Below are 24139 nucleotides of genomic sequence, written 5' to 3' on the forward strand. Positions count from 1 at the left end.
CCCTGAACGTCGCATCTCGCGCCGGATTCACGGGGTCTGGAACCATGGAGGGCATGTGCGGACGTTTCGCGGTGACCACCGATCCGGCGCTGCTGGCCGAGAAGATCAAAGCCATCGACGAGGCCACGGCCCAGCTCAAGGACGCGCCCGCGCCGAACTACAACGTCGCGCCGACGACCAGCGTCGCGACCGTCGTCAAACGGCACAGCGAGCCCGACGACGAGTCGACGCGCCGGGTCCGGCTGATGCGCTGGGGCCTGGTGCCGCCGTGGGTCAAGGCCACCGACGACGGCGGCCCCGTCACCAGCGGACCGCTGCTGATCAACGCCCGCTCGGACAAGGTCACGTCCTCGCCGGCGTTCCGCAGCTCGGCCAAGGCTAAACGCTGCCTGGTGCCGATGGACGGCTGGTACGAGTGGCGCGGCACCAAGGGCGACAAGACACCGTTCTTCATGTACGCCGGCGACGGCGAGCCGCTGTTCATGGCCGGACTGTGGTCGACGTGGCGGCCCAAGGGCGCGGCCGAGGACAGCAAGCCTCTGCTGAGCTGCACGATCATCACCACCGACGCGGCAGGCCCACTCGCCGACATCCACGACCGGATGCCGCTGACCATCAGCAAGCGCGACTGGGACCACTGGCTCGACCCGGACGCCCCGATCGACGAAGGGCTGCTGCGCGGCCACGGCGACCTCGACCGCATCGAGATTCGCGAGGTGTCGCGGCTGGTCAACAGCGTGCGCAACAACGGCCCGGAGCTCATCGAGCCCGCCGAGCCGCAAGCCGAGCAGGGCACGCTGCTGTGAACCACCCCCTGCACGCGACCGGCGTCGTCGACGCGCTGGCCGCCGACCTCCGGTCGGCCGGATACACCACCGACGGGGTCACCGAACTGCTCGGCGCGGACGCGGGCGCCGCGTTCAGCCGCGGCCTGTGGTGGTCGGCGCTGCGCGCCACCGACCGTGCCCCCGCGGACCGGCAGCGGCTGGCCACGTTGATCCGGCTGTTCCTGCTCGGCACCGAGGAGTCGCGGGACGCGCTCGGGCGGGCGCTGCCGAGTGCGGGTGTCGACGCGCTGATCGACAACGGCGTCGTCGAACCCGCCGAGGCCGACACGGTGCGCGCCGCGCTGGACATCAGGCCGCACAGCGACGGCGCGACGGACCTGCTGGTGGTCTCCGACCAGGACTCCGCGCTGCGCTCCGGCCCGGTGCATCACGACCACGTGCTCGGCATCGGCGGCGCGTCGGTGTCGCTGGCGCACGCGGTGGTGCGGGCGCCGGTGGGCCGTGCGCTCGATCTCGGCACCGGATGCGGGATCCAGGCGCTGCACCTGAACGCGCACTGCGAGGAGATCGTCGCCACCGACACCAACCCGCGCGCACTGGCGCTGGCCGCGGCCACCGCGCGCCTCAACGGCATGTCGTGGGATCTGCGCTGCGGCAGCATGTTCGAGCCGGTGGCCGGTGAGCGTTTCGACCTCATCGTGTCCAACCCGCCGTTCGTGGTCGGCACCGGCTCGCTGGACTACATCTACCGGGACTCCGGGATGGCCGGGGATGCGTTGTGCCAGAACCTGGTCGAACAGTCCGCCGACCATCTGCTGCCGGGCGGCACCGCGCAGATCATGGCGAACTGGATCGTGCGCCGCGGAGAGGAACAGGGCGGCTGGCGCGACCGCGTGCGCGGTTGGCTCGCCGGGACCGGCCTGCACGCCTGGGTGGTGCAACGCGAGTTCGCCGACCCGATCAGCTACGTGTCGCTGTGGACGTCGGACGCCGGTGAACCGCCCGAGCAGGCCGCGCGCCGCGGCGGCCAGTGGCTGGACTGGTTCGACGCCGAGGGCATCGCCGGGGTCGGCATGGGCCTGATCACGCTGCGGGCGCCGCGGGTGGGGGAGACCCGCGCCCCCGACCAGGTGCTCGAAGAGATCACCGGCGCCGACGAGGCGCTGACCGGTCCCGAAGTCGAGGCGTTCTTCGCCCGCCGCGAGTACCTGCACGACACCGGCGACGAGCAACTGCTCGCCGCCCGGTTGTCGACGGCGCCGGTGTTCCTGGAGGAACAGTCCCTGCCCGGACCCGACGGTTGGCAGGTCGTCGGTGCCGCGGTGCGCCGCCCGGGCGGGCCTGCCGCGGTCATCGGCGTGGACGAGGTCTCCCGGGCATTGTTCGCCGGGTGCCGGGGCGAAGTTCCGCTGGGCACCCTGATCGAGTTGCTCGCCCGCTTCCACGGCGTGGGCGCCGACGCGCTCGCCGAGGCGGCGCTGCCGGTGGTGCGCGAGGCGATCGGCCGCGGCATCCTCTATCAGGCGCGGTGAGAACTCACCCGCACGCCAGTGCGGTGACCACCGCGTAGGGGGCGGTGAAGGCCACGACGCCCGACGGTTCGACGTAGCCGGCCAGTGTCTTCTCGAACTCCGCGGTCAGCCTGTCCTGCTGTGCGGGGTCGGCGCGTCGGAAAGTCGCCACGTGCACCGGGGACTCCGCACGCAGGAACCGCAGTGCCGCGGCCACGGACTCGAACTCCCACCTGTGCCGGCCGAAAGTGATGTCGATTTCGCCGAAATGCGGTGCCAGCCGGGCCGCCAACGTCTCGGTGTCGCCCCACTGTTCCGGGGAGAAGTCGGTCGCCGGCGGCGGTCCGAGCACCGCGACGACAGGATCGAAGAACGGATTGCTGCCATTGCGCACCCATGCCGAAAAGACAAGCACTCCAGTCGGTTTGAGTAGCCTGGCAATCTCGTCGACCTGGCGGGCGGGGTCGACGAAGATGATCCCCATGTTCGAGACCACGGCATCGAACGTCCGCATGGGCAAGCCGGTGTCGGCCGCGTCGGCGGTGCGCCAGGTGACCGCGTCGGCCCCGCGGCGCTGCTCGGCGATGGCGATGAGCTCCGGGGTGTAGTCGACGCCGGTGACCTGCGCGCCGCGGGCGGCGGCGGCGAGCGCGGCGCTGCCGGTGCCGCAGGCCAGGTCGACCACCGCGGCGCCGCGCAGCGGCCGGCGCCGCTCGAGCGCGTCGACCACCTGCCCGGCAATCGGGGCGATGCGGTCCCCGACGGCGTCGTAGCGTCCGGATGACCAGATTGTCGACGAGGACATCGCTCGAGCGTGCCACGATGACACTGTGGGCGTCCTGCCAATGCCACCACCGCCTCCGGTGCGGAGGCCGGTGCTGCTCGCCCAGGCGTGGGCCGACGTCACGTTTGTGCACTGGCCGGTCGACCCCTCCGCCGTTGCGCCTTTGTTCCCGCCCGGCACCCGCCCGGACGTCATCGACGGGCGAACCTACGTGGGCCTGCTCCCGTTCGCGGTGCGGCACACCGAGCTCGCTGCAGCGCTGCGCCTTCCGTACGTCGGGTCGTTCGCCGAGACCAATGTGCGGCTGTATTCGGTGGACGACGCCGGTCGCCACGGAGTGCTGTTCCTGGCGCTGGAGACGCAGCGGATCGCTGTGGTGCCGGTGACGCGCGTCGGGCTCGGGGTGCCCTACAACTGGGCGAAGATGAGCGTGACCCGCTCCGGCCCCGAGATCTGCTACCGCAGTGTCCGCCGGTGGCCAGGGCCCGCGCTGCGCAACGAGATGACCGTCGAGGCCGGGACGGCCGTCGAGCCCACGCCGCTGGAGGTCTGGCTCACCGCGCGGTGGGGCGCGCACACCCGCAAGGCCGGCCGCACCTGGTGGGTGCCGATCTCCCACCCCGCGTGGCCGCTGCGCACCGCCGAGATCGCCGATCTGCGCGACGAACTCGTCGCCGGGGCGGGCGTCGAGTGCGCGGGCCCGCGGCTGCGTGCGCTGTTCTCGCCCGGGGTGCCCGTCCGGTTCGGCAGGCCCAGCCCGCTCCGCTGACCGCCCTGGTTTGCGCGGAATAGCGTTCCCGGCTGCGAAATCGAGCCTCAAAGTCAAGTGGTTATGGCAACGCTTAGGCTGCTTGGCTAATCAGGGCGGCCATGCGCCGTGCTGGTGTGTCGAGGTTGAGTGTGGGTCGTGGTCGGGTGTTGAGTTTGTCGGCGACGGCTCGCAGGTCGGCTTTGGTGTAGGCGCTCAGATTGCTGCCCTTTTCAAACCAGTGGCGTAGCAGCCGGTTGGTGTTCTCGTTGCTGCCGCGCTGCCAGGGCGAGTGAGGATCGCAGAAGTACACCGGGGCTTGGAGCTGCAGCGAGATGTCCTGCCAGCGGGCCATTTCGCTGCCGCGGTCCCAGGTGATCGAGCGGCGCAGGTGATCGGGGAGTTCGGCCATCGCCTCAAGCATCGCCGTGGCGACCGCTTCGGAGGTGTGGTCCACGGGCAGGTGCAACAAGATGGTGAATCGAGTGCTGCGTTCGACCAGGGTGCCGATCGCGCTGGTGCCGCGGGCGCCGACGATCAGGTCGCCCTCCCAGTGCCCGGGTACGGCGCGATCGGCGGCTTCGGCGGGTCGCTGACTGATACGCAGCACGTCGTTGAACGTGCCGCGCCGTTCGCCATGACCATGAGCCTTTCGCGCCGCTCGTCGAGTGGACAGGCATTTATGCAGATCAGCGCGCAGTTGGCCACGAGTCTGCACATAGAGGCTTTGGTAGATGGTTTCGTGGCTCACCCGTGCCAGCTTGTCATCGGGGTGATCTCGGGCCAACACCTCAGCGATGAGTTTGGGGCTCCACCCGTCGTCCATCCACGCTTCCACCGCCGCGCACAGGTTCGGATCAGCGAGCTTGAACGTTTTAGGCCGCTTGGCATTGCGCGCCGCGCGGGCATGAGCCAATCGAGCGTGATAATCCCCATTAGCGGTGCTGTTGCGCTGAACCTCTCGCCAAATGACCGAGCGACTCCTCCCCAGCTGGGCGCCGATCGCTGCGTAACTCAAAGAGGCGTCGAGGCCGCGCATGATCACGATGCGTTCATCGAAACTGAGCCGGCGTCCTGGGCCCCCACAGCGCGTAAGGTCGCCCGGCTCAGCCAGGCCGGACCCGCCGTTTCCGTTGAGTAGTCTCATCGACCCAGCGTTGCGCCACCACATATAGCCGGCCTGATACGACACGCCGACCATCCAGGCGGCATGTTTCACCGGCTCTCCGATGCACACCAGCTCGTAGAACTCACGCCGAACCGCCAACCCAAACCGCCGCCCACTAGTCACCGCAAACCCTCACTCCGCCGGATGTTGCAGTGACCGTATGAATCCGCCAGCTCGCCCACGACCAGGAATGCTGTTCCGCGGGAGGTTATGGCCCGGTGTAGCCCGGGGGATTGGCCGACTCCACCCAGAAGTCCACACCGAGGTCGGAGCCCGGCACGCAGTCGTACGCCGACAGGTCGGTGACGCCGGATTCCAGCAGGACGTCCTCGCACAGCAGCGTGTTGCCGGTGTAGCTGGACGGTTTGGTTAGGACCGCGTACGCCGCGTCGGAGTAGATCTCCGGCTTGCGGGAACGCGCCATCGACTCGTCGCCGCCCAGCAGGTTCTGCACGGCGGCGGTGGCGATCATGGTGCGCGGCCACAGCGTATTGGAGGCGATCCCCGCATCGCGCATCTCTTCGGCAATGCCCAACGCGCACAACGTCATCCCGAACTTCGCCATCATGTACGGGGTCGGCCGCAGCCACTTGGACTCCAGCAGGATCGGCGGCGACAGCGTCAGGATGTGCGGGTTGTCGCGGCCCTTCATGTGCGGGATGCAGGCCTGCGACACCGCGTACGTGCCGCGCACCTGGATGCCGTTCATCAAATCGAAGCGCTTGAGCGGAACCTCTTCGATGGAGCCGAGATTGATCGCCGAGGCGTTGTTCACGCAGATGTCGATGCCGCCGAACCGCTCGACCGCCGCGGCCACCGCGGCGGCCACCGAATCACCGTCGCGCACGTCGCCGACGATCGGCAGGGCCTGCCCGCCGGCCTCCTCGATCTCCTGGGCCGCGGTGTACACGGTGCCCGGCAGCTTGGGATGCGGTTCGGCGGTCTTGGCCACCAGCGCGATGTTGGCGCCGTCGGCCGCGGCGCGCTTGGCGATCGCGAGCCCGATACCGCGGCTGGCCCCGGAGATGAACATGGTCTTTCCCGCAAGCGACATGAGCCCACCCTAGGGGGCGCAGATATCGGCGGTCACCGCATCGGTCAACCGCACCAGGTCCTGCGGTGCGAGCGCGATGTCCCAGCCGCGCTTACCCGCGCTGCACAGCACCCGGTCCCACTGCAGGGCCGAGGAGTCCACCACGGTGGGCAGCGCCCGGCGCTGGCCCAATGGGGAGATGCCGCCCACCACATAGCCCGACGACCGCTGGGCGTCGGCCGGATCGGCCATCGTCGCCTTCGTCGCGCCGAGCGCCGCGGCGGCGGCTTTCAGTGACAGTTTGGCCGGCACCGGCAGCACCGCGACGCCCAGGCCGGTGGGCAGCGCCACTACGAGCGTCTTGAGGATCTGGGCGGGTTCGAGGCCGCCGGCGTGCGCCAGTTCGTGGACGGCTTCCTCGCCGTAGGACCCGCCGCGGGGGTCGTGCCGGTACTGGAGCACCTCGTGCGGGACGCCGGCAGCCACCAGGGCCGCGATCGCCGGTGTCGCTGCACGTGCCACCGGCACAGCCTAGGACGGACGGGGAACAACCACCCCGGTGGCCGCTGTTGTATGCGACAGCTTCGATCGGCCCCGGTGGGCTGGTCGCCGCGGGTGGTCGGTGTTTGCCTTTAGGATCTGCAGAAGGGGATTGATGGTGCCAGTGTTGGCCATGGAGGCCCCTTCCGGCCCAGTGAACGTACTGGACGTGATCAGTGGCACCGCTACAGAAGGGACGGTGTTCCCCAGGATGACAGACATAGGCGGGTCGGCTGTGAAGGCGACCCTGGAAGCAGACACCCCGGCGCGGGAGGAGTCCGACGCCGAGCTGACTGCCCGGTTCGAGCGGGACGCCATCCCACTGCTCGACCAGCTCTACGGCGGCGCGTTGCGGATGACGCGCAATCCCGCCGACGCCGAGGACCTGTTGCAGGAGACGATGGTCAAGGCCTACTCCGGATTCCGCTCGTTCCGTGAGGGCACCAACCTCAAGGCGTGGCTGTACCGGATCCTGACCAACACCTACATCAACAGCTACCGCAAGAAACAGCGCCAGCCTTCGGAGTACCCGACCGAGGAGATCACCGACTGGCAGCTGGCGGCCAACGCCGAGCACTCGTCGACCGGGCTGCGGTCGGCGGAGGTGGAGGCGCTGGAGGCACTTCCCGACAACGAGATCAAAGAAGCGCTGCAAGCGCTGCCGGAAGACTTCCGGATGGCGGTGTACTACGCCGACGTCGAAGGCTTCCCGTACAAGGAGATCGCCGAAATCATGGACACGCCGATCGGAACGGTGATGTCGCGGCTGCACCGCGGCAGACGCCAACTGCGCGAACTGCTGGCCGATGTGGCCCGCGACCGCGGCTTCCTCCGGGGTGAGAAGCTCGATGCGCCGGAGGAGGTGACGTCATGAGTGACACCGAGAAGTCGGCGGGGGTATCCGCGGGGTCGGGCGGTCCTGGGCACGACGAGCGCTGGACACCGCCGGTCGGTCCGGTCGACCCGGAGCATCCCGAGTGCGCGGCGGTGATCGCCGAGGTGTGGACCCTGCTGGACGGGGAGTGCACGGTGGAGACCCGGGACAAGCTCCGCCAGCACCTCGAAGAATGCCCCGCGTGCCTGCGGCATTACGGCATGGAGGAGCGGGTCAAGCGCCTGATCGCGGCCAAGTGCAGCGGTGAGCGCGCCCCCGAGGGGCTGCGGGAACGGCTGCGCATCCAGATCAGCCAGACCACCATCGTTCGCCGGAGCTAGCCGCTCCGACAGCAGACACGTTCCGACAGCAGACACAAAGCCGCCCGGCCTCCCACAGGAGTGCCGGGCGGTGTGCTCTTCCGAGCGAGGGTCAGCGGCCGACTGACTTCGAACCCGCGTTGGGACGCTTGCCGTGGTTGGCCTTCGAGTGCTTGCGGTCGCGCTTCTTACGGCCACGCTTGGCCATGGTGTACCTCCAGGTCGTTGAATGGAACCGACCCGCTCGGCGGGTCACGGTGGTCCCATTGTCGCATGCGCCGGCGACACCGCCGTCCCGGCGGGGCGCTGACCGGCGACATCCCCAAGGCGGTGTGGTTCGATAGACCGGTCCGGCACCAGTGGAAGTGAGTGGGGTGAAGATGGCCGAGGACGTTCGCGCGGAAATCGTGGCCAGTGTGCTCGAGGTCGTGGTTCACGAAGGCGATCAGATCGGCGAAGGCGACACCCTGGTGCTGCTGGAGTCGATGAAGATGGAGATCCCGGTGCTCGCCGAGGTCGCCGGCACGATCAGCAAGGTCAGCGTGTCCGTCGGCGACGTCATTCAGGCCGGCGACCTGATCGCGGTCATCAGCTGACCCGCCGACCCGAACGAGTTCCCGCCGATCCGCTGCCGGGCGTAGGCCATGTCGACCCTCGGTGACCTGCTCGCCGAGCACACGGTGCTGCCCGGCACCGCCGTCGACCATCTGCACGCCGTGGTGGGCGAGTGGCAGCTGCTGGCCGACCTGTCGTTCGCCGACTACCTGATGTGGGTGCAGCGCGACGACGACATGCTGGTGTGCGTCGCCCAGGTCCGGCCGAACACCGCGCCCACGGTGCTGCTCGCCGACGCGGTCGGCACCCTCGCCGAACCCGAGGACATCCCGATCGTCGCCGCCGCGTTCCGCTCCGGCGACATCGGACGCGTCACCATCGACGGCCAGTACGGCGCGCCGGGGCTGAACGTCGAGGCCGTGCCCGTGCGGCACGGCAGCGACGTGGTGGCCGTGCTGACCCACCAGACGTCACTGGCGCCACGTCAGGTCAGCCCGCTGGAAGCGGCGTACGTCGACTGCGCGGGTGATCTGCTGCAGATGCTGTCGGAGGGCACCTTCCCCAACGTCGGGGACCTGGCGATGTCCCGCTCCAGCCCGCGTGCCGGGGACGGGTTCATCCGCCTCGACGAGGCGGGGGTGGTCACCTTCGCCAGCCCGAACGCAATCTCGGCCTATCACCGGATGGGGTTGAACGCGGAGTTGGAGGGCCACGATCTCGTCGGGGTGACCCGGCCGCTGATCTCCGATCCGTTCGAGGCTCAGGAACTGGCCAACCACGTCCGTGATTCGCTCGCTGGCGGCTCGAGCATGCGGATGGAGGTGGATGCCGGGGGCGCCACCGTTCTGCTGCGTACGTTGCCGCTGGGGGCTCATGGAGTGGCGATGGGCGCTGCGGTGCTGATCCGTGACGTCACCGAGGTCAAGCGCCGGGACCGGGCGCTGCTGTCGAAGGACGCGACGATCCGCGAGATCCACCACCGGGTGAAGAACAACCTGCAGACCGTCGCGGCGCTGCTGCGGCTGCAGGCGCGGCGGACCAACAACCCCGAGGGGCGCGAGGCGCTGATGGAATCGGTCCGCCGGGTCTCGTCGATCGCGCTGGTACACGACGCGCTGTCGATGTCGGTCGACGAAGAGGTCAACCTCGACGAGGTGATCGACCGCATCCTGCCGATCATGAACGACGTCGCTGCGGTGGACTCGCCGATCCGGATCAACCGCCTCGGTGACCTCGGCGTCCTCGACGCCGATCGCGCCACCGCGATGATCATGGTCATCACGGAACTGGTGCAGAACGCGATCGAGCACGCATTCGACACCACCGCGCCGCAGGGGTGCGTGACGATTCGGGCGCAGCGTTCCGCCCGCTGGCTCGACGTAGTGGTCCACGACGACGGGCGCGGGCTACCCGAGGGATTCAGCCTGGAGAAGTCCGACCGGCTCGGTCTGCAGATCGTGCGGACGCTGGTGTCGGCCGAGTTGGACGGTTCGCTCGGTATGCACAACGCGACGGACGGCGGCACCGATGTCATTCTGCGAGTGCCGATCGGCAGGCGCGTGCGAGTCAGTCAATACTGACGCTCCGTGCCATTTTCTCGGAATGACCCAATTCAAATGAATTGTTCGCACATAGTTACGGCCCCGACATTCGTCGGGGCCGTCGCTTTGTTCGCCGGGAAAGGATCAGACTCCGGTGCGGGCCTTGGTCCTGGCGTTGCGACGCTTGAGCGCGCGGCGCTCGTCCTCGCTCATGCCGCCCCACACGCCGGCGTCCTGTCCGGACTCCAAAGCCCAGCTCAGGCACTCAGCGGTGACCGGGCAGCGGTTGCAGACGAGCTTCGCATCAGCGATTTGGGCAAGCGCCGGGCCGCTGTTTCCCACGGGGAAGAACAGCTCCGGATCCTCGTCCCGACAGACCGCCTTGTGGCGCCAATCCATAAGATCAAACTCCTCGTCAATGTGTAACTGTGCGCAGCACGGCGCACTAGCTTTTTTACTTCGGCTGTTAACGCAAGCGCACAAATGTTTCCGCGCTGTTGCATCCGATGCTTTCACAGGCTGAACAGATGTCAATAGAACTCGGTTAACTCGTGGGCTATCTCACTACAAAGGTCCGTTTACGACTAGCTAACTCCGTTGTACTACGATCTATCCATCTGCGCTCTAAACCGTCGGCGTGAGCTTCCCCGACGGGCGCATCTCCCCAGTTCAGAGCGGTTATCGGCCCATTTTCGGTGACGGCGCGACCACCCGCAGAGCATTGGGTACGGCGGTGAACCGCATCGTTTTCCGCTCCCCGACGTAATCTCCGTCGATCTGGCACGCGACCGGGGTGTCCGAGGTCACCTGCAGCCATGCGAGGTCGTCGTCGCGGACCAGATGCCGGGCCGCCAGCGTCGGTTTACGGGACAGCATCTGCCGCACCAGGCCCAGATTCGCCCAGATGTTCATGCTGGTGGTGGCGAACACACCCAGCCCCGTCTCGAAGGTGGTGTCCGGGTTGGTCCACACGGGGCGGGCGTTGGCATACGTCCAGGGGCTGGAGTTGGACACGAACGCGAAATGGACGTCGGGGACGGGCTCCCGGTCGGGCAGATGCAGCGTCAGCGTCGGCTCACGGCGGGCGCTGGCCAGCATCTCCCGGATCGCGACCCGGATGTAGCGCGACGCGGTGACCTTGCGGCCCTTGGCCCGCTGGGCCTCGACCGCGGCGACGACGTCCCCGTCGACGCCCATGCCCGCGGTGAACACCGCCCAACGCTCCTGGCAGTCCATCAGGCCGATGCGCCGACAGGACCCGCTGCGCCGGTAATCGCCGAGCAGGTCGACGAGCTGGTTGGTCGCCTCGGTCGGGTCGGGGCTGATGCCCAGCGCGCGGGCGAACACGTTGGCCGACCCGCCGGGCACCACCCCGACCGCCGGTCCGTCCGCACCTGGTCCGCACTGCGCGAGAATGCCGTTGACCACCTCGTTCACCGTGCCGTCGCCGCCGTGCACGATCAGCACGTCGACCCCGTCATGCGCGGCCTGCTGCGCGATCTCTATGGCGTGGCCGCGGTGATCGGTGTGGGCGACGGTCAACCGGACCCGGCTTTCCAGCGCGTGGGCCAACAGGTCACGGCCGGCCGGTGTCGTCGACGTCGCATTGGGGTTCACGATCAGCACGGCACGCACGGAGGGTCAGCCTAACGGGGCCAGGCGTCTGCGATGAGCGTTACTCGTCGGCGAGCACACCGGCCGCGATCCGGAAGGCCGTGTTGGCGTCCGGAACGCCGCAGTAGACCGCGGTCTGCAGCAGCACTTCCTTGATCTCGTCGACGGTCAGGCCGTTGCGGCGGGCGGCGCGCACATGCATCGCGAGTTCGTCGTGGTGGCCCCGGGCCACCAGCGCGGTGAGCGTGACCATCGAACGCGACCTGCGGTCCAGGCCCGGGCGGGTCCAGATCTCGCCCCATGCGTAGCGCGTGATGAAGTCCTGGAACTCGGCGGTGAAGTCGGTGGTGGCCGCGATCGCGCGGTCGACGTGGGCGTCGCCGAGAACCGCTCTGCGCACGGCCATTCCGTCGTCGTGGGTGCTCATGAGTTCTCCTCGAGGTAGGTCGCGGCGCGGTACAGGGCCGCCTCGACCAGCGGGTAGGTGGCGCCGAGGTACGCGCCGCCGGGCGCGTGCCCCGCCGTCTCGGCCATGGTCTGCTGTTCGGCCGTGACACCTTGGGCGGCAGCCAGATTGGCCGACGCGCGGGCGGGGTCGAAGCGAAGGCCGGTGAGAAGGTCGGTGGCGTGATGCGCCGCGACGACCGCGTGACGGACCAGGGTGCGCAGTGGCGCCCACTCGGCATGCCAGCCGCCGTCGGCGCGTTCGTCGACAGAGGCTGCCGAAGCCGCGTGCAGTGCGGCGGCCAGCGGGGGAGCGGCGAGCGCGGTGCGCCGCAGCAGCACCGCCAGCACCGGATTGTTCTTGTGCGGCATCGTCGACGAGCCGCCGCCGGAGCCCTCGGCGAACTCGCCGATCTCGCTGCGGCCGCCGAGGGCGATGTCGTTGGCGAGGTGACCCCAGCAATCGCACGCCGTCACCAGCGCGTCGCCGGCGCGGGTCAGCCGTGAGCGGGACGTGTGCCACGGAAGTGCCGGGGCCAGAGCCAGTTTCGCGGCCAGCGCGTCGGACAGTGTCAGCGCCTTGTCGACGGACCCGGTGAGCTCGGCGGCCGCCGCCATGGTGCCCGCCGCGCCACCGGCCTGGACCGCGGGCGCGGGGACGCAGGCGAGCGTGTCGGTGGCGTCGAGGACCGCGCCGAGCCATCCGGCGAACTTCATCCCCGCCGTGCCCGGCAGCGCGGGCTGGGTGAGCGTGCGGGTGAGCATCGGCGCGCTCCGGTGCGTGCGCACCGTCGCGGCCAGGATGCGCACCTGCGCGGTGAGCTGCCCCCGCACCTCTTTCAGCGCATCGCGCAGGCACAGCATCAGCGCGGTGTCCACCACGTCCTGACTCGTCAGGCCGCGGTGCAACCAGTGCGCGGTGTCGTCTCCGGTGCGTGAGCGCAGCATCGCGACAAGACCGGTGACCGGGTTCCCGTCCTTGTCTGCGCCTGCCGCCACGGTCTCTCTGTCCCCGTCCCGCACGAGTGGGCCCAGCTCGGCGGCGGCCGAGGCGGGCGCGACGTGGTGCTCGACAAGCACTGTCAGCCAGGCATTCTCGACGGCGACCAGCGCATCGAAGAACGCGCCGTCGCTCATCAGCGAACCGGCGCGATGGTCTCCCGGCCAGAACAGGTCGGTCACGGTCGGTGCCCCGGGTACCGCAGGAACACCGTCTCGTCGGGGCCCTGCAGCGACACATCGAAGCGCAGCCCGGTGCCGTCGCGGCCGGCGATCAGGGTGCGGCGGCGGTCATCGGGCAGCGAGCACAGGAAAGGGTCCGCCGCCAGCGCCGGGCCGGGCACATAGGCGCGGGTGAACAGGCGGTTGAGCAGCCCGCGGCCGAACACCGTGACGAGGATGAACGCGGCCCTGCCGGGCTCGGCGGGCCCGGGTTCGACCGTCGAGAAGCTGTAGTGCCCCGCGTCGTCGGTGGCGGCGCGCCCCCAGCCGGTGAACGTCCAGCCGTCGCGGTGCAGGGATCCTGCCGAGCGCGGCACACGGCCTTCGTCGTCGGCCTGCCAGATCTCCAGCAGCGCGTCGCGCACCGGTTCGCCTGCCCCGTCGGTGACGGTGCCGTGGAAGCGGATCGCGCCGGGAGCCTGTGGCGGAATCAGTTCGGCGCCAAGGCTGTACGGCAGTGCATAGCCGTAGAACGGGCCGATGGTCTGGCCCGGCGTCGGGGCGAGAAGCGTACTCACTGGTCGTCCTCCTCGGGGTCGTCGCGCGGGGTGCGTGCCGGGCCGGTCAGCACGATGTCCCAGCGGTATCCGGTGCACCATTCGTGGGTGCTGACGTCGTGGTCGTAGGTGGCGACCAGTCGTTCGCGCGCCTTCTGGTCGGTGATGGACTGGTAGATCGGGTCGAACCTGAACAGGGGGTCTCCCGGAAAGTACATCTGGGTGATCATCCGCTGGGTGAAATCGGTTCCGAACAACGAGAAGTGGATGTGGGCGGGACGCCAGGCGTTGCGGTGGTTCTTCCACGGATACGGGCCGGGCTTGATGGTGGTGAACGCATAGGTGCCGTCGTCGCCGGTCAGGCAGCGACCCACGCCGGTGAAATTGGGATCCAGCGGCGCGCGGTGCTGATCGCGTTGGTGCACATAGCGTCCCGCGGCGTTGGCCTGCCAGATCTCGACCAGCTGTCGGCGTACCGGCCGTCCCTCGCCGTCGACGATGCGTCCCGTGACGACCATCCGTTCGCCGAGCGGGTCACCGTGGTGCTGGATGGTCAGATCGGACTCGAGCGCGTGCACGTCGGAATGACCGAAGGCCGGCGTCCACAACTCGATGCCCTCCGGGTCGGCCTGCTGCAGGTTCTTCGTCGGGTGCCGCAGCAGGCTGCTGCGGTAGGGCGGGTAATCCAGTCGGGGTTGGGTCTCCTCGGCGCCGGACCGCAGATAGGCGGACTCGATCGCCGCGATCTCGGTGTTGATCTCCGTCTGGGACGCCGCCGCGCTGTCGGGGTTGCTGTCGACGATCGCTGTCATGTCCTGACACTAGGTCGACCCGACGGCCCGGCAGAAGACTACGCTTTCGCTCAGCGGAAGGATTCTGCGATGGCGGGAAACAGTTCGGCACCCGGCGTCACGGTCAGTCAACGGTTGCTGGCGGTGATCGGTGCCTTCGACGAGCGGCACCGCGCGCTGACCCTGACCGACCTTGCCCGCCGTGCCGGGCTCGCCGTTCCCACGGCGCACCGGCTGGTCGGGGACCTGGTGTCCGGCGGTGCGCTGGAACGGCGTGACGACGGCCGGTATGTCGTCGGCCGGATGCTGTGGGAAGCCGGTCTGCTGGCCCCGGTGCAGGGACGCTTAACGCAGGTCGCGGAGCCTTTTCTCAGTGACGTGTATGCGGCAACACTGGCGACGGTGCACCTCGCGGTCCGGGATGGTGACCAGGTGCTCTACCTGCAGCGGCTGGCCGGCCGGGCGTCGGTACCGATCGTCTCCACCGTCGGCAGCCGGTTGCCGCTGCACTGCACCGGAGTCGGCAAGATCCTGCTGGCGCACTCGCCGGCGGATGTCCACGACCGGGTGATGAGGAATTTGCCGAAGGTCACTCCCAAGACGATCACCTCCCCACAGCTGCTCGAAGCACAGCTGCAGCGCATCAGGAGGGAGGGGATCGCGGTGACCGCCGAGGAGATGTCGCTCGGCGCGTATTCGTTGGCCGTGCCGATCGTGCAGTCCTCGGACCAGGCCGTGGCGGCTGCGATCGGGGTGGTGGTGCCCACCCTGAAACGCGACCGCCAACGGTTGATCGGTGCGCTGCAGGTCGCCGCCCGCGGCATCGGCCGGCTCCTGTGAACGCCGGTCAGTGATCGATGAGGGCGCGCGATGACCGGGTGCCCGGGTGGCCGAGCATCGGGGTCGGGACCGCCTTGGTCTCGCGGGCCGTCAGTGCGGCGCCGGCGGAGATCAGGCAGACGACCGCGGTGAAGACGCTGATGACCACCCAGCCGCCTTCACGGACACCGCCGAGTGCGGTGACGATCGACGGTGCGAAGCCCGCCATCAGGAACCCGAGTTGGGTGCCGATCGCCATGCCGGAGAAGCGGACCTGGGTGGAGAACATCTCGCCGTAGAACGACGGCCAGACGGCGTTGGCCGCGGCGTAGCCGAGCGAGAACGTGGCGACGGCCAGCGCGAAGGTCAGCAGGTGGTTGCCCTGGCTCATCGACAGCATGTAGAAGGGCATCAGCACCGCAGACGACACTGCGCCGTAGACGAATACCGGCTTGCGCCCGATCCGGTCGGCCAGTGCTCCGAACAGCGGCTGGGTGAACAGGGCGCCGATGTTGGCGACGACGACGAGCCACAGCGTGAGATCGGCTTCCAGCCCGACCTCCTTGCCGTAGGCCAGCGCCAGGTTCGCGAAAACTGTTGACACAGCGGCGATGAACGCACAGAGGACGACGCGCAACACGTCGCGCCAGTGGTCCCGCAGCAGCGGCACGAGCGGCATCCGGGCCAGAGTGCCCGCGTTCTTGGCCTCGGTGAACTGCGGGGTCTCGTGCAGCTGGCGGCGGATGAAGTAGGCGACGATGACCACCACGGCCGACAGCCAGAACGGCACCCGCCAGCCCCAGCTGTACTTGGCCTCGTCGGGCAGGGCCATGAACGGAATCATCACCAGCGACGCGAGGATCAGGCCGCCCTGCGTCCCCGTCAGCGTCCACGACGTGAAGAACGCGCGTCGGTCGTCGGGGGAGTGCTCCAAGGTCAGCGAGCTGGCTCCGGCCTGCTCACCGGCAGCCGAAAGCCCTTGCAGCAGGCGGCAGAACACCAGCAGCGCGGGTGCGGCCCAACCGATGGTCTCGAAGCCCGGAAGGCAGCCGATCATGAATGTCGACACGCCCATCAGGACGAGCGTGAACATCAGCACCCGCTGACGTCCGATCCGGTCGCCGAAGTGGCCGAGGATGACCGCGCCGACCGGGCGGGCGATGTAGGCGACGCCGAAGGTGGCGAACGACATCACCAGTGATGCCTCGTCGTCGGACGGGAAGAACACGTGCGGGAAGATCAACGCCGCCGCCGACCCGAACAGGAAGAAGTCGTAGTACTCGACGGCGCTGCCCATGAAGCTGGCCAGCGCCGCCTGCTTCGGTGTCTTCTCCGGGAGGACGCCCGGATCGTGCGTGGTGGTCATCGGAGACTCCTTAGCCGAATTGTGGCGGATGGACGGATGTTTCAGGGCTGTTCGGGCTGATCTGAGACAAGGGAGCGAAAGTGCCTGGACATGCGTTCGGCATCCGGGGTGATCCCGGTGATCAGCGCGAACGCGTCGGTGGCCTGGTACACCGCCATGTGGCCGCCGTCGAGCGTGCGGCAGCCGAGCGCGCGGGCGGCCCGCAACAGCGCGGTGTCCAGCGGGCGGTAGACGATGTCGGCCACCCACATCCGCGGGCGCAGCAGGTCGGCGGAGAACGCCATCCCGGGGTGGGCGGCCATGCCGGTGGGCGTGGCGTGCACGACGCCGTCGCTGTCGGGAAGCAGCACCGCGAGCTTGTCGAACGCGGCGGCTTGGACGCGGCTCAGCGGGTGTCGGGCGGCCAGTTCGTGGGCCAGGTGATCGGCGCGCTCGACGTCGAGGTCGACGACCGTCAGATGTCCGCAGCCCATACGCAACAGCGCGTCGGCGACCGCGACGCCCGCGCCGCCGGCGCCGACGAGCACCACACTGTCCGTCCGCGCGTCGGGCAGTCCCTCGGCGAAGCCGTGGGCGAACCCGGTGGTGTCGGTGTTGTAGCCCTGAGCCCGGCCTGCTTCGTCGAAGACCACGGTGTTGACGGCCCCGAGCTGGGCCGCCGTCGGGTCGATCCCGTCGAGATGCTCGAGCACCAGCTGCTTGCAGGGGTGGGTGATGTTGAGCGCGTCGTAGCCCAGCGCACGGGCCCAGGAGAGGACCTCGCCGATCCGGGAGGGGGCGATGTGCAGCTCGTCGAGGTCGACGGTGCGGTAGACGTAATCGAGGCCGTGGGCGCGCGCCTCGGCCATGTGCAGCGCCGGGGTCAGGGACGGGCCGACGCCGGTGCCGACGAGGCCGACGAGATAGGGACGCTGGGGCATACGGGCTTCTCCGTAATGTACTAACTGGTTCGTTCGTTGCTGAAAGTACAGCACTGTGGCGGGGGTCGCGTCAACAGGAAATAGTGATCGGGCACACATCCCAAGCCCGGTGAGGCGCGGCGGCGCTGGTCAGGGGGTGCGTTACCTCATCGGCGAGGTGAGCCACCCGACGACGACGTCGCCGATCATCCGGCGCAGATGGGCGCGCTGGGAGATGTCGGTGAAGTCGACACCGAACAGGAAGCCGAACGTGTAGCGGTTGGCGACCTGGAAGACGCAGTAGGAACTGATCACCACGTGCACGTCCAGGGCATCGACGTCGGTGCGGAACACCCCGGCCGCGCGCCCGTCGCGCAGGATGTCGTCGAGGAGCGAGGTCGCGGGGGTCGAGAGTTCGCGCAGCGAGGTGAGCCGGCTGATGAACTCGCCGCGGTGGATGTTCTCGATCGACACCAGTCGGATGAACGCGTCATGGGCGATGTGGTGGTCGAACGTCACCTCGGCCAGCCGCCGGATGGCCTCCACGGGGTTGGCGTGGTCGACTTTCAGTTTCTGTTCGGCTTCGCGGATACCGCGGTAGGCGCTCTCCAGAACGGCCAGGTAGAGCTGCTCCTTGCCGCCGAAGTAGTAGTAGATCATCCGTTTGGTGGTGCGGGTGCGCTCGGCGATCTCGTCGACGCGGGCGCCGGAATAGCCCGATTCCGCGAACACCTCGGTGGCCACGGCGAGTAACTCTGCCCGGGTGCGTTCAGCGTCCCGCAGGAGTTCGGCTTTCGGCTTGGCGGCCACGACCGCTCAGCTTACTGTTCGCCGGCCGATGCCGATCGGACCCTTCCCGATTAACTAACCAATTGGTACATTGCTGTGATGAAGACCTCGATCGCGACGGTGTCCCTGGCCGGATCACTGGTGGACAAACTGCACGCGTGCGCGGCCGCCGGCTTCGACGGCGTGGAGATCTTCGAACCCGATCTCATCGCCAGCGACCACTCCCCGGAGGAGATCCGCGCCCTGGCCCGCCGTCTCGGCCTGACCCTCGGCCTGTACCAGCCCCTGCGCGACCTGGAGGGCGTCGACGAGCTCACCTTCGCCGACAATCTCCGGCGCGCCGCGGCCACCTTCGCCACCGCACAGCGGCTCGGCATCGACACCGTCCTGGTCTGCAGCAACGTCGCCACCGCGACCGTCGACTCCGATGAGGTGTCGGCCGACCAGCTGCGCCGCATCGGCGACGTCGCGCAGACCTTCGGCGTCCGCATCGCGTTCGAGGCGCTGGCGTGGGGCCGCTTCGTCGATGGCTACCGGCGCGCCTGGCGGATTGTCGAGATCGCCGACCACCCGGCCGTCGGGGTCTGCCTGGACAGCTTCCACGTGTTGTCCCGCGGACACGACCCGGCGGCGATCGCCGACATCCCGGCCGAGAAGATCTTCTACCTACAGCTCGCCGACGCCCCGGCGCTCTCGATGGACGTGCTGTCCTGGAGCCGCCACCATCGGCTGTTTCCCGGCGAGGGCGCGTTCGACCTCACCCGCTTCGTCACCTGCGTGCTCGCCGCCGGCTACGACGGCCCGCTGTCGCTCGAGGTTTTCAACGACACGTTCCGGCAGACGGATCCGGGCCACACCGCGGTGCACGCGCTGCGCTCGCTGCTGTGGCTGCAGGACAAGGTCGCCGCGGCCAACCCCGAAGGCTGGCGACCGGCGCTGACGACGCTGGTGGCCGCCAAACCGCCCACGGCCTTCGACTTCGTCGAGCTCAAGGCGGAGGACACCACCGAGGTCGAGGTGTTGCTCGGTCAGCTTGGGTTCGCGATGCGCGGCAGGCACCGCACCAAGCCGGTGTCGCTGTGGTCGGCCGGCGAGGCCCGCGTCGTGCTCAACGAACAGCAGGCCCGCGACCGGGTCCCGCACGTCGCGGCGATCGGCCTGCAGGTTCCCGACGCGGGCGCCACCTCCAGCCGCGCCGCCGAGCTGATGGCCCCGCTGGCCTACCGCCGCACCTATGCCGCCGAGCAGCCGTTCGGAGCGGCCGTGGCGCCCGACGGCACCCAGTTCTTCTGGATCAACGAGGTGCGCGGCGTCCCCGACTGGGTGATCGAGTTCGAGGCCGGGATGCCCGACACCACCACACCGGTGCGTGCGGTCGACCACGTGAACCTCACGCAACCGTGGCAGACCGCCGAGGACGCGGTGCTGTTCCTCAGCAGTGTGTTCGGGCTGACCGCAGACGCGCCGGTCGAGGTGCCGGGGCCGACCGGGCTGGTGCGCAGCCAGGTGATGCGCACCGCAGACGGCGCGATCCGGTTGCCGCTCAACGTCGCTCCGCACGTCATGGATTCGGCGAGCCTGGCCCAGCATGTGGCGTTCGCCTGCACCGACGTCGTCGCGCTGGCGCGCAGCGCGACCGCCCGCGGGCTGCAGTTCCTGCCCGTCCCCGACAACTACTACGACTATCTGCACGGCCGGTTCGGCCTCGACGGCGACGAGCTCGCCGAGCTGCGGGAGCTCAACCTGCTCTACGACCGCGGTCCCCGCGGGCACTTCGTGCACTTCTACACCAGGACCGTCGGGTCGGTGTTCTTCGAGTTCGTACAGCGCTTCGGCGACTACGACGGGTACGGCGTGGACAACGCCCCGGTCCGGTTGGCCGCGCAGCATTGAGTTTTCCTCACGCGGGCGCTCGTCGGCGGGCGCGCGTCGGTACCGTACAACGGTGACCGAACGCCGACTGCTTCTCGTCAACGGGCCCAACCTGAACCTCCTGGGCACCCGGCAGCCCGAGGTGTACGGGTCGACGACGCTGGCCGAAATCGAGGCGAGGACGGCCGAGGTCGCCGCGGAGGTCGGGTTGCAGCTGCGCGCGGTGCAGAGCAATCACGAGGGCGTGCTCGTCGACGAGATCCACAGCGCCCGCACCGACTGCGCCGGCATCGTGATCAATCCGGCGGCCTACAGCCACACCTCGGTGGCCATCGCCGATGCGCTGCGCTCGGTGGAGCTGCCCGTGGCCGAGGTGCATCTGAGCAACATCCATGCCCGCGAACCGTTCCGGCACCACTCGTACGTGTCGGCCGTCGCGGACATCGTGATCGCCAGCGCCGGCCCGCTGGGCTACGAGATGGCGGTCCGCTACCTGGCCGACAGGCTCGACCGGTGACCCCGCGTACGGTGCGCGCCGCGGCCGTGATCGCCGCCCTGGAGGGCGTTCTCGGCATCGTGATGGCCGTCGTGCTCGTGGTCCGGGAAGCCTCCGGACACCACGAGGTCGCGATAAGCGGATACGGCACCGCCGTCTGGTTCACGATCATGGGCTCGGCGGTCACGGCGGCGGGGTGGGCGCTGTGGACCGGACGACGCTGGGGCCGGGGGATCGCGGTGTTCGCCAACCTGATCCTGCTCGGCGTCGCGTGGTATGTCTTCAGCTCGGGCCAACTGCGCTACGCGGTGTTGGTGGCCGTCGCGGCGGTCGCGGTGCTCGGCCTGCTGTTCAGTCCGACCAGCCTGCACTGGCTGACTCAGTCCGACTCCGGGCCCAATTCGGAGGCCAACTCCGACAGGCGGGGACCTGAGACCCGGTAGGTGATCCAGTCGCTCTGCGGCTCACCACCGACGCCGTCGTACAGCGCGATGGCGTTGACGTTCCAGTCCAGTACCGCCCAGCTCAGCCGCGAGTAGCCGTGCGCGACGCATTCGCGGGCCAGCGTGGAGAGCATCTTGCGCGCCAGCCCGCGCCTGCGGAACTCCGGGCGCACGAACAGATCCTCCAGGTAGATGCCCGCCACGCCGTCCCACGTCGAGAAGTTGCGGAACCACAGCGCCGCCGCGGCGGCCTTTCCGTCGACCTCCGCAATGTGCCCGTAGAGCACGGGATTCGGTCCGAAAAGGGCGTCCCGCAACCGGTTCTCGGTGACGGTGCACTCCTCGGCGGCATGCTCGAACTCGGCGAGTTCGTGGACCATCGCGGTCAGTTCGGTTTCGTCGCCGGGGCGGACGACCCGGATGGTCTCGCTCATTGCGTTGCTCCCAGTGCAGCCAAGATGGTGCGGAATTTCGTTGTGGTCTCGTCGACTTCGTCGTCGGGATCGGATTCGGCGACGATACCGCCCCCGGAATGGGCGACGGCGGTGCGCCGGTCGGCGGACAGATGCGCGCATCTGATCGAGACCACCCAGCGTCCGTCACCGCGCTGGTCGCACCAACCGACCGCCCCGGCATAGAACCCGCGGTCGCCTTCGACGTCGTTGATGAATGCCATCGCCAGGTCGGTCGGCGAGCCGCCGACAGCCGGTGTGGGATGCAGGGCGACGGCGAGATCCAATGCTGTCGTTGACTTTTCGCGCAGCCGCCCGGACATCGGGGTGAACAGGTGCCAGACCGCGGCGGTCTTGCTCAGCTGCGGCCGGTCCGCGATCTGCAGATCGGTGCACAGCGGCTGCAGCGCGGCCGCCAGCGCGTCGACCACCAGCTGGTGCTCGTGACGGTTCTTCGCAGAGTCGGCCAGCGCGGCGCCGTTGGCGGCGTCGGCGTCCGGATCGGCCAGCCGGGGGGCCGACCCCGCGAAGGGGCGGCAGAGCACCTGGTCGCCGTGCCGGGCCACCAGCAGTTCGGGGCTGGCCCCGACCAGTGCGGTGCCCGAGTAGCCCTCGCCGGCCGCCGACAGGTCGATCAGATACTTGGTGGCCTGTGCGTCGTTGGCGGCCAGCCGGTTGAGCACGGTTCGCGCGTCCAGCCGGCCGTCGGCCGTCAGGCGCAACGCGCGGGCCAGCACCACTTTCTGCAGCGGATCGGCGGGGTCGCGCAGCCGCGCCAGCGCCAGCCCGATCCTGCGGCGGTGCTCGTCGGCGTCCGGCGTGGTGGCGGTGACCTGCGCAGAGACCAGGTCGCGGGACGGCCAATTCGGCAGCGCGTCGGTGAAGCGCACCGACTGCGGGCGGATCAGCGCCGCGGGCTGGGTGAGATCGAAAGGCAAGGCGCCCACGACGATCGGTGTGCTGTGCGAGGCCAGCGCGGCCCGGGCGTCGGCGATGCGCGGAAACGCGGCCTGCACGCCGTCACCGATCACGGTGCCTTCGGGGCCGGCGAGGACGAACGCGGGTTCGCGGGTCACGTCGACACGGCCGGGTTGGGGTGGCCGGTCTGGGCCAGCGCGCCGAGCTGGCGCACGCCGTGCTCGAATCCGCACACCGCGATGGAGGCGGCGGGCATCGCGAACCGGATGCCCTCGTAGACCGGCTGTTCGACCCAGCGGGTGATCACCGCGCGGGAGAAGTGGCCGTGACCGACGAACACCACGTCGCGCGATTCCATATGCCGCAGCGCCATGTCGATCGCGTTGTCGGCGCGCGCACAGACCTCCGCCGAGGTCTCGCCGCCGGGGCAGCCGTGCGTCCACACCAGCCAGTTCGGCACCGCTTTGCGGATCTCCGCGGTCGTGGTGCCCTCGTAGTCGCCGTAATCCCATTCGGCGATCAGCGGGTCGACCTCGTCGACGTCGAGGCCGGCGATCTCCGCGGTGGCCCGGGCCCGCAGCCGGGGGCTGGTCACCACGAACGGGTCATCCAGTTGCAGCTGCTTGAGCGTGTCTGCGGCCGCCAGCGCCTGAGCCCGGCCATGCTCGGTGAGCTCGAGTTCGGTCCGGCTCGTATGCTTGCCGGATTTCGACCATTCGGTTTCGCCGTGGCGAAGCAGGATCAGCCGGTGCTGCAGGAGGCCCACAGCGTCCGATTCTGCCGTACGACGCCGGTACGCCGGTACGTGCGGGTTGAAGATGAGCGGGGGAGGATCAACGATGTCAGGATGGGCTCTGTGACGCGGGTACTTGCGGTCGCCAATCAAAAGGGTGGGGTCGCCAAGACGACGACGGTCGCATCAGTCGGCGCGGCGATGGTGGAGATGGGCAAGAAGGTGTTGCTCGTCGACCTCGACCCGCAGGGGTCGCTGACCTTCTCGCTCGGCCATGATCCGGACAAACTACCGGTCTCGGTGCACGAAGTGCTGCTCGGCGACGTCGAACCGGATGCCGCGCTGGTGCAGACCCCAGAAGGCATGACGTTGCTGCCCGCCAACATCGACCTCGCAGGCGCGGAAGCCATGCTGCTGATGCGGGCGGGCCGGGAACACGCGCTCAAGCGCGCGCTGGACAAGATCATCGGCGAGTTCGACGTCGTGCTCATCGACTGCCCGCCGTCGCTGGGCGTGCTGACCCTCAACGGGCTGACCGCGGCGAACGAGGTCGTGGTGCCGCTGCAGTGCGAGACGCTGGCGCACCGCGGCGTGGGTCAGTTCCTCCGCACCGTCGCCGACGTGCAGGCGATCACCAACCCCGGCCTGACGATGCTCGGGGCGCTGCCCACCCTCTACGACGCGCGCACCACCCACAGCCGCGACGTGCTGTTCGACGTCGTCGACCGGTACAACCTGCCGGTGCTGGCCCCGCCGATCCCGCGCACCGTGCGCTTCGCCGAAGCCAGCGCGTCGGGGTCCTCGGTGCTCAGCGGCCGCAAGAACAAGGGCTCCACGGCCTACCGCGAGTTCGCGGCGGCGCTGCTCAAGCACTGGAAGACGGGCAAGGAACTGTCCACCTTCACGCCGGAGGTCTGACCGGG

General features: G+C 69.1%; 29 protein-coding genes. 12 read left to right on the forward strand and 17 right to left on the reverse strand.

What is annotated here, in order from left to right:
• Nucleotides 1–53 precede the first annotated feature (53 nt).
• Together C6A87_RS07480 and C6A87_RS07485 are read left to right on the forward strand one after the other, a co-directional pair.
• The gene (locus C6A87_RS07480; RefSeq protein ID WP_311116660.1) at nucleotides 54–806 is read left to right on the forward strand and encodes an SOS response-associated peptidase; all 753 of its coding nucleotides are present in this window, start codon (nucleotides 54–56) and stop codon (nucleotides 804–806) included.
• Nucleotides 803–2320, forward strand: a complete 1518-nt coding sequence (locus C6A87_RS07485; RefSeq protein ID WP_311116661.1) for a methyltransferase — start codon at nucleotides 803–805, stop codon at nucleotides 2318–2320. The genes C6A87_RS07480 and C6A87_RS07485 overlap by 4 nt, the downstream gene beginning before the upstream one ends.
• 4 nt (nucleotides 2321–2324) lie before the next feature.
• Here C6A87_RS07485 and C6A87_RS07490 read toward each other — a convergent pair whose 3' ends face one another.
• On the reverse strand, nucleotides 2325–3104 hold the full coding sequence (locus C6A87_RS07490; protein ID WP_311116662.1) for a class I SAM-dependent methyltransferase: 780 nt from the start codon (nucleotides 3102–3104) through the stop codon (nucleotides 2325–2327).
• Nucleotides 3105–3144: 40 nt separating this feature from the next.
• Between C6A87_RS07490 and C6A87_RS07495 the strand changes: the two genes are divergently transcribed.
• A complete protein-coding gene (locus tag C6A87_RS07495; protein WP_311117848.1) occupies nucleotides 3145–3852 on the forward strand; it encodes a DUF2071 domain-containing protein in 708 nt (235 codons plus the stop codon).
• A 73-nt stretch (nucleotides 3853–3925) separates the two neighbouring features.
• On the opposite strand, the gene C6A87_RS07500 is transcribed toward C6A87_RS07495, so the two are convergent.
• From C6A87_RS07500 to ybaK, 3 genes are all read right to left on the reverse strand, one after another.
• The gene (locus C6A87_RS07500) at nucleotides 3926–5122 is read right to left on the reverse strand and encodes an IS30 family transposase (protein ID WP_311116663.1); all 1197 of its coding nucleotides are present in this window, start codon (nucleotides 5120–5122) and stop codon (nucleotides 3926–3928) included.
• Nucleotides 5123–5207: 85 nt separating this feature from the next.
• On the reverse strand, nucleotides 5208–6053 hold the full coding sequence (locus C6A87_RS07505) for an NAD(P)-dependent oxidoreductase (RefSeq protein WP_311116664.1): 846 nt from the start codon (nucleotides 6051–6053) through the stop codon (nucleotides 5208–5210).
• 9 nt (nucleotides 6054–6062) lie between these two features.
• Complete coding sequence (ybaK, locus tag C6A87_RS07510) at nucleotides 6063–6554, reverse strand: Cys-tRNA(Pro) deacylase (RefSeq protein WP_311116665.1); 492 nt, start codon at nucleotides 6552–6554, stop codon at nucleotides 6063–6065.
• 229 nt (nucleotides 6555–6783) lie between these two features.
• Between ybaK and C6A87_RS07515 the strand changes: the two genes are divergently transcribed.
• Both C6A87_RS07515 and rsrA read left to right on the forward strand, forming a co-directional pair.
• Nucleotides 6784–7446 carry a sigma-70 family RNA polymerase sigma factor gene (locus C6A87_RS07515; protein ID WP_311116666.1) on the forward strand — a complete coding sequence of 221 codons (663 nt, stop codon included), beginning with the start codon at nucleotides 6784–6786 and terminating at the stop codon, nucleotides 7444–7446.
• Nucleotides 7443–7787 carry a mycothiol system anti-sigma-R factor gene (gene rsrA / locus C6A87_RS07520; protein WP_311116667.1) on the forward strand — a complete coding sequence of 115 codons (345 nt, stop codon included), beginning with the start codon at nucleotides 7443–7445 and terminating at the stop codon, nucleotides 7785–7787. Before C6A87_RS07515 ends, rsrA begins: the two co-directional genes overlap by 4 nt.
• A gap of 91 nt (nucleotides 7788–7878) precedes the next feature.
• On the opposite strand, the gene C6A87_RS29170 is transcribed toward rsrA, so the two are convergent.
• On the reverse strand, nucleotides 7879–7974 hold the full coding sequence (locus C6A87_RS29170) for a 50S ribosomal protein bL37 (protein WP_006245863.1): 96 nt from the start codon (nucleotides 7972–7974) through the stop codon (nucleotides 7879–7881).
• Between the two features lie 172 nt (nucleotides 7975–8146).
• Here C6A87_RS29170 and C6A87_RS07525 point away from each other — a divergent pair, with 172 nt between their 5' ends.
• Together C6A87_RS07525 and C6A87_RS07530 are read left to right on the forward strand one after the other, a co-directional pair.
• Nucleotides 8147–8362, forward strand: a complete 216-nt coding sequence (locus C6A87_RS07525) for a biotin/lipoyl-binding carrier protein (RefSeq protein WP_163888703.1) — start codon at nucleotides 8147–8149, stop codon at nucleotides 8360–8362.
• Nucleotides 8363–8410: 48 nt separating this feature from the next.
• A complete protein-coding gene (locus C6A87_RS07530) occupies nucleotides 8411–9901 on the forward strand; it encodes a sensor histidine kinase (RefSeq protein ID WP_311116668.1) in 1491 nt (496 codons plus the stop codon).
• Nucleotides 9902–10006: 105 nt separating this feature from the next.
• Here C6A87_RS07530 and whiB1 read toward each other — a convergent pair whose 3' ends face one another.
• The 6 genes from whiB1 to pcaH form a co-directional block, all read right to left on the reverse strand.
• Nucleotides 10007–10261 (reverse strand): transcriptional regulator WhiB1, encoded by a 255-nt coding sequence (whiB1, locus tag C6A87_RS07535; RefSeq protein WP_003929142.1) that lies wholly within the window; start codon nucleotides 10259–10261, stop codon nucleotides 10007–10009.
• 279 nt (nucleotides 10262–10540) lie between these two features.
• Entirely contained in the window at nucleotides 10541–11497 is a 957-nt protein-coding gene (locus C6A87_RS07540) for a diacylglycerol kinase family lipid kinase (RefSeq protein WP_311116669.1), read from the reverse strand.
• A 40-nt stretch (nucleotides 11498–11537) separates the two neighbouring features.
• Nucleotides 11538–11903 carry a 4-carboxymuconolactone decarboxylase gene (gene pcaC / locus C6A87_RS07545; protein ID WP_311116670.1) on the reverse strand — a complete coding sequence of 122 codons (366 nt, stop codon included), beginning with the start codon at nucleotides 11901–11903 and terminating at the stop codon, nucleotides 11538–11540.
• The gene (locus C6A87_RS07550; protein WP_311116671.1) at nucleotides 11900–13102 is read right to left on the reverse strand and encodes a lyase family protein; all 1203 of its coding nucleotides are present in this window, start codon (nucleotides 13100–13102) and stop codon (nucleotides 11900–11902) included. Before C6A87_RS07550 ends, pcaC begins: the two co-directional genes overlap by 4 nt.
• On the reverse strand, nucleotides 13099–13659 hold the full coding sequence (gene pcaG, locus C6A87_RS07555; protein ID WP_311116672.1) for a protocatechuate 3,4-dioxygenase subunit alpha: 561 nt from the start codon (nucleotides 13657–13659) through the stop codon (nucleotides 13099–13101). The genes C6A87_RS07550 and pcaG overlap by 4 nt, the downstream gene beginning before the upstream one ends.
• Nucleotides 13656–14450, reverse strand: a complete 795-nt coding sequence (gene pcaH, locus C6A87_RS07560; protein WP_311116673.1) for a protocatechuate 3,4-dioxygenase subunit beta — start codon at nucleotides 14448–14450, stop codon at nucleotides 13656–13658. Before pcaH ends, pcaG begins: the two co-directional genes overlap by 4 nt.
• A 69-nt stretch (nucleotides 14451–14519) precedes the next feature.
• Between pcaH and C6A87_RS07565 the strand changes: the two genes are divergently transcribed.
• On the forward strand, nucleotides 14520–15269 hold the full coding sequence (locus tag C6A87_RS07565; RefSeq protein WP_311116674.1) for an IclR family transcriptional regulator: 750 nt from the start codon (nucleotides 14520–14522) through the stop codon (nucleotides 15267–15269).
• A 7-nt stretch (nucleotides 15270–15276) separates the two neighbouring features.
• Here the strand turns inward: C6A87_RS07565 and C6A87_RS07570 are convergent, their stop codons facing one another.
• The 3 genes from C6A87_RS07570 to C6A87_RS07580 form a co-directional block, all read right to left on the reverse strand.
• On the reverse strand, nucleotides 15277–16614 hold the full coding sequence (locus C6A87_RS07570; protein ID WP_311116675.1) for an MFS transporter: 1338 nt from the start codon (nucleotides 16612–16614) through the stop codon (nucleotides 15277–15279).
• A gap of 41 nt (nucleotides 16615–16655) precedes the next feature.
• Nucleotides 16656–17534, reverse strand: coding sequence for a shikimate dehydrogenase (locus C6A87_RS07575; RefSeq protein ID WP_311116676.1), 879 nt, complete (start codon nucleotides 17532–17534; stop codon nucleotides 16656–16658).
• A gap of 141 nt (nucleotides 17535–17675) precedes the next feature.
• Nucleotides 17676–18323, reverse strand: coding sequence for a TetR/AcrR family transcriptional regulator (locus C6A87_RS07580; RefSeq protein WP_311116677.1), 648 nt, complete (start codon nucleotides 18321–18323; stop codon nucleotides 17676–17678).
• Between the two features lie 78 nt (nucleotides 18324–18401).
• On the opposite strand from C6A87_RS07580, the gene C6A87_RS07585 reads away from it, so the two are divergent.
• From C6A87_RS07585 to C6A87_RS07595, 3 genes are read left to right on the forward strand one after another with little or no spacing between them, the layout of a single operon-like run.
• Complete coding sequence (locus tag C6A87_RS07585; protein WP_311116678.1) at nucleotides 18402–20195, forward strand: TIM barrel protein; 1794 nt, start codon at nucleotides 18402–18404, stop codon at nucleotides 20193–20195.
• Nucleotides 20196–20247: 52 nt separating this feature from the next.
• Nucleotides 20248–20691, forward strand: a complete 444-nt coding sequence (gene aroQ, locus C6A87_RS07590; RefSeq protein ID WP_311116679.1) for a type II 3-dehydroquinate dehydratase — start codon at nucleotides 20248–20250, stop codon at nucleotides 20689–20691.
• Nucleotides 20688–21113 carry a hypothetical protein gene (locus tag C6A87_RS07595; protein ID WP_311116680.1) on the forward strand — a complete coding sequence of 142 codons (426 nt, stop codon included), beginning with the start codon at nucleotides 20688–20690 and terminating at the stop codon, nucleotides 21111–21113. Before aroQ ends, C6A87_RS07595 begins: the two co-directional genes overlap by 4 nt.
• Here C6A87_RS07595 and C6A87_RS07600 read toward each other — a convergent pair.
• The 3 genes from C6A87_RS07600 to C6A87_RS07610 are packed head-to-tail and all read right to left on the reverse strand — an operon-like array spanning nucleotide 21050 to nucleotide 23249.
• Nucleotides 21050–21547, reverse strand: a complete 498-nt coding sequence (locus C6A87_RS07600) for a GNAT family N-acetyltransferase (RefSeq protein ID WP_311116681.1) — start codon at nucleotides 21545–21547, stop codon at nucleotides 21050–21052. The genes C6A87_RS07595 and C6A87_RS07600 overlap by 64 nt on opposite strands.
• A complete protein-coding gene (locus C6A87_RS07605; protein WP_311116682.1) occupies nucleotides 21544–22641 on the reverse strand; it encodes an isochorismate synthase in 1098 nt (365 codons plus the stop codon). Before C6A87_RS07605 ends, C6A87_RS07600 begins: the two co-directional genes overlap by 4 nt.
• Entirely contained in the window at nucleotides 22638–23249 is a 612-nt protein-coding gene (locus tag C6A87_RS07610; RefSeq protein WP_311116683.1) for an acid phosphatase, read from the reverse strand. The genes C6A87_RS07605 and C6A87_RS07610 overlap by 4 nt, the downstream gene beginning before the upstream one ends.
• An 81-nt stretch (nucleotides 23250–23330) precedes the next feature.
• Here C6A87_RS07610 and C6A87_RS07615 point away from each other — a divergent pair, with 81 nt between their 5' ends.
• A complete protein-coding gene (locus C6A87_RS07615; RefSeq protein ID WP_311116684.1) occupies nucleotides 23331–24134 on the forward strand; it encodes an AAA family ATPase in 804 nt (267 codons plus the stop codon).
• Nucleotides 24135–24139 lie beyond the last annotated feature (5 nt).

It is taken from the genome of Mycobacterium sp. ITM-2016-00317 (assembly GCF_002968295.1).
GTDB lineage: Bacteria > Actinomycetota > Actinomycetes > Mycobacteriales > Mycobacteriaceae > Mycobacterium.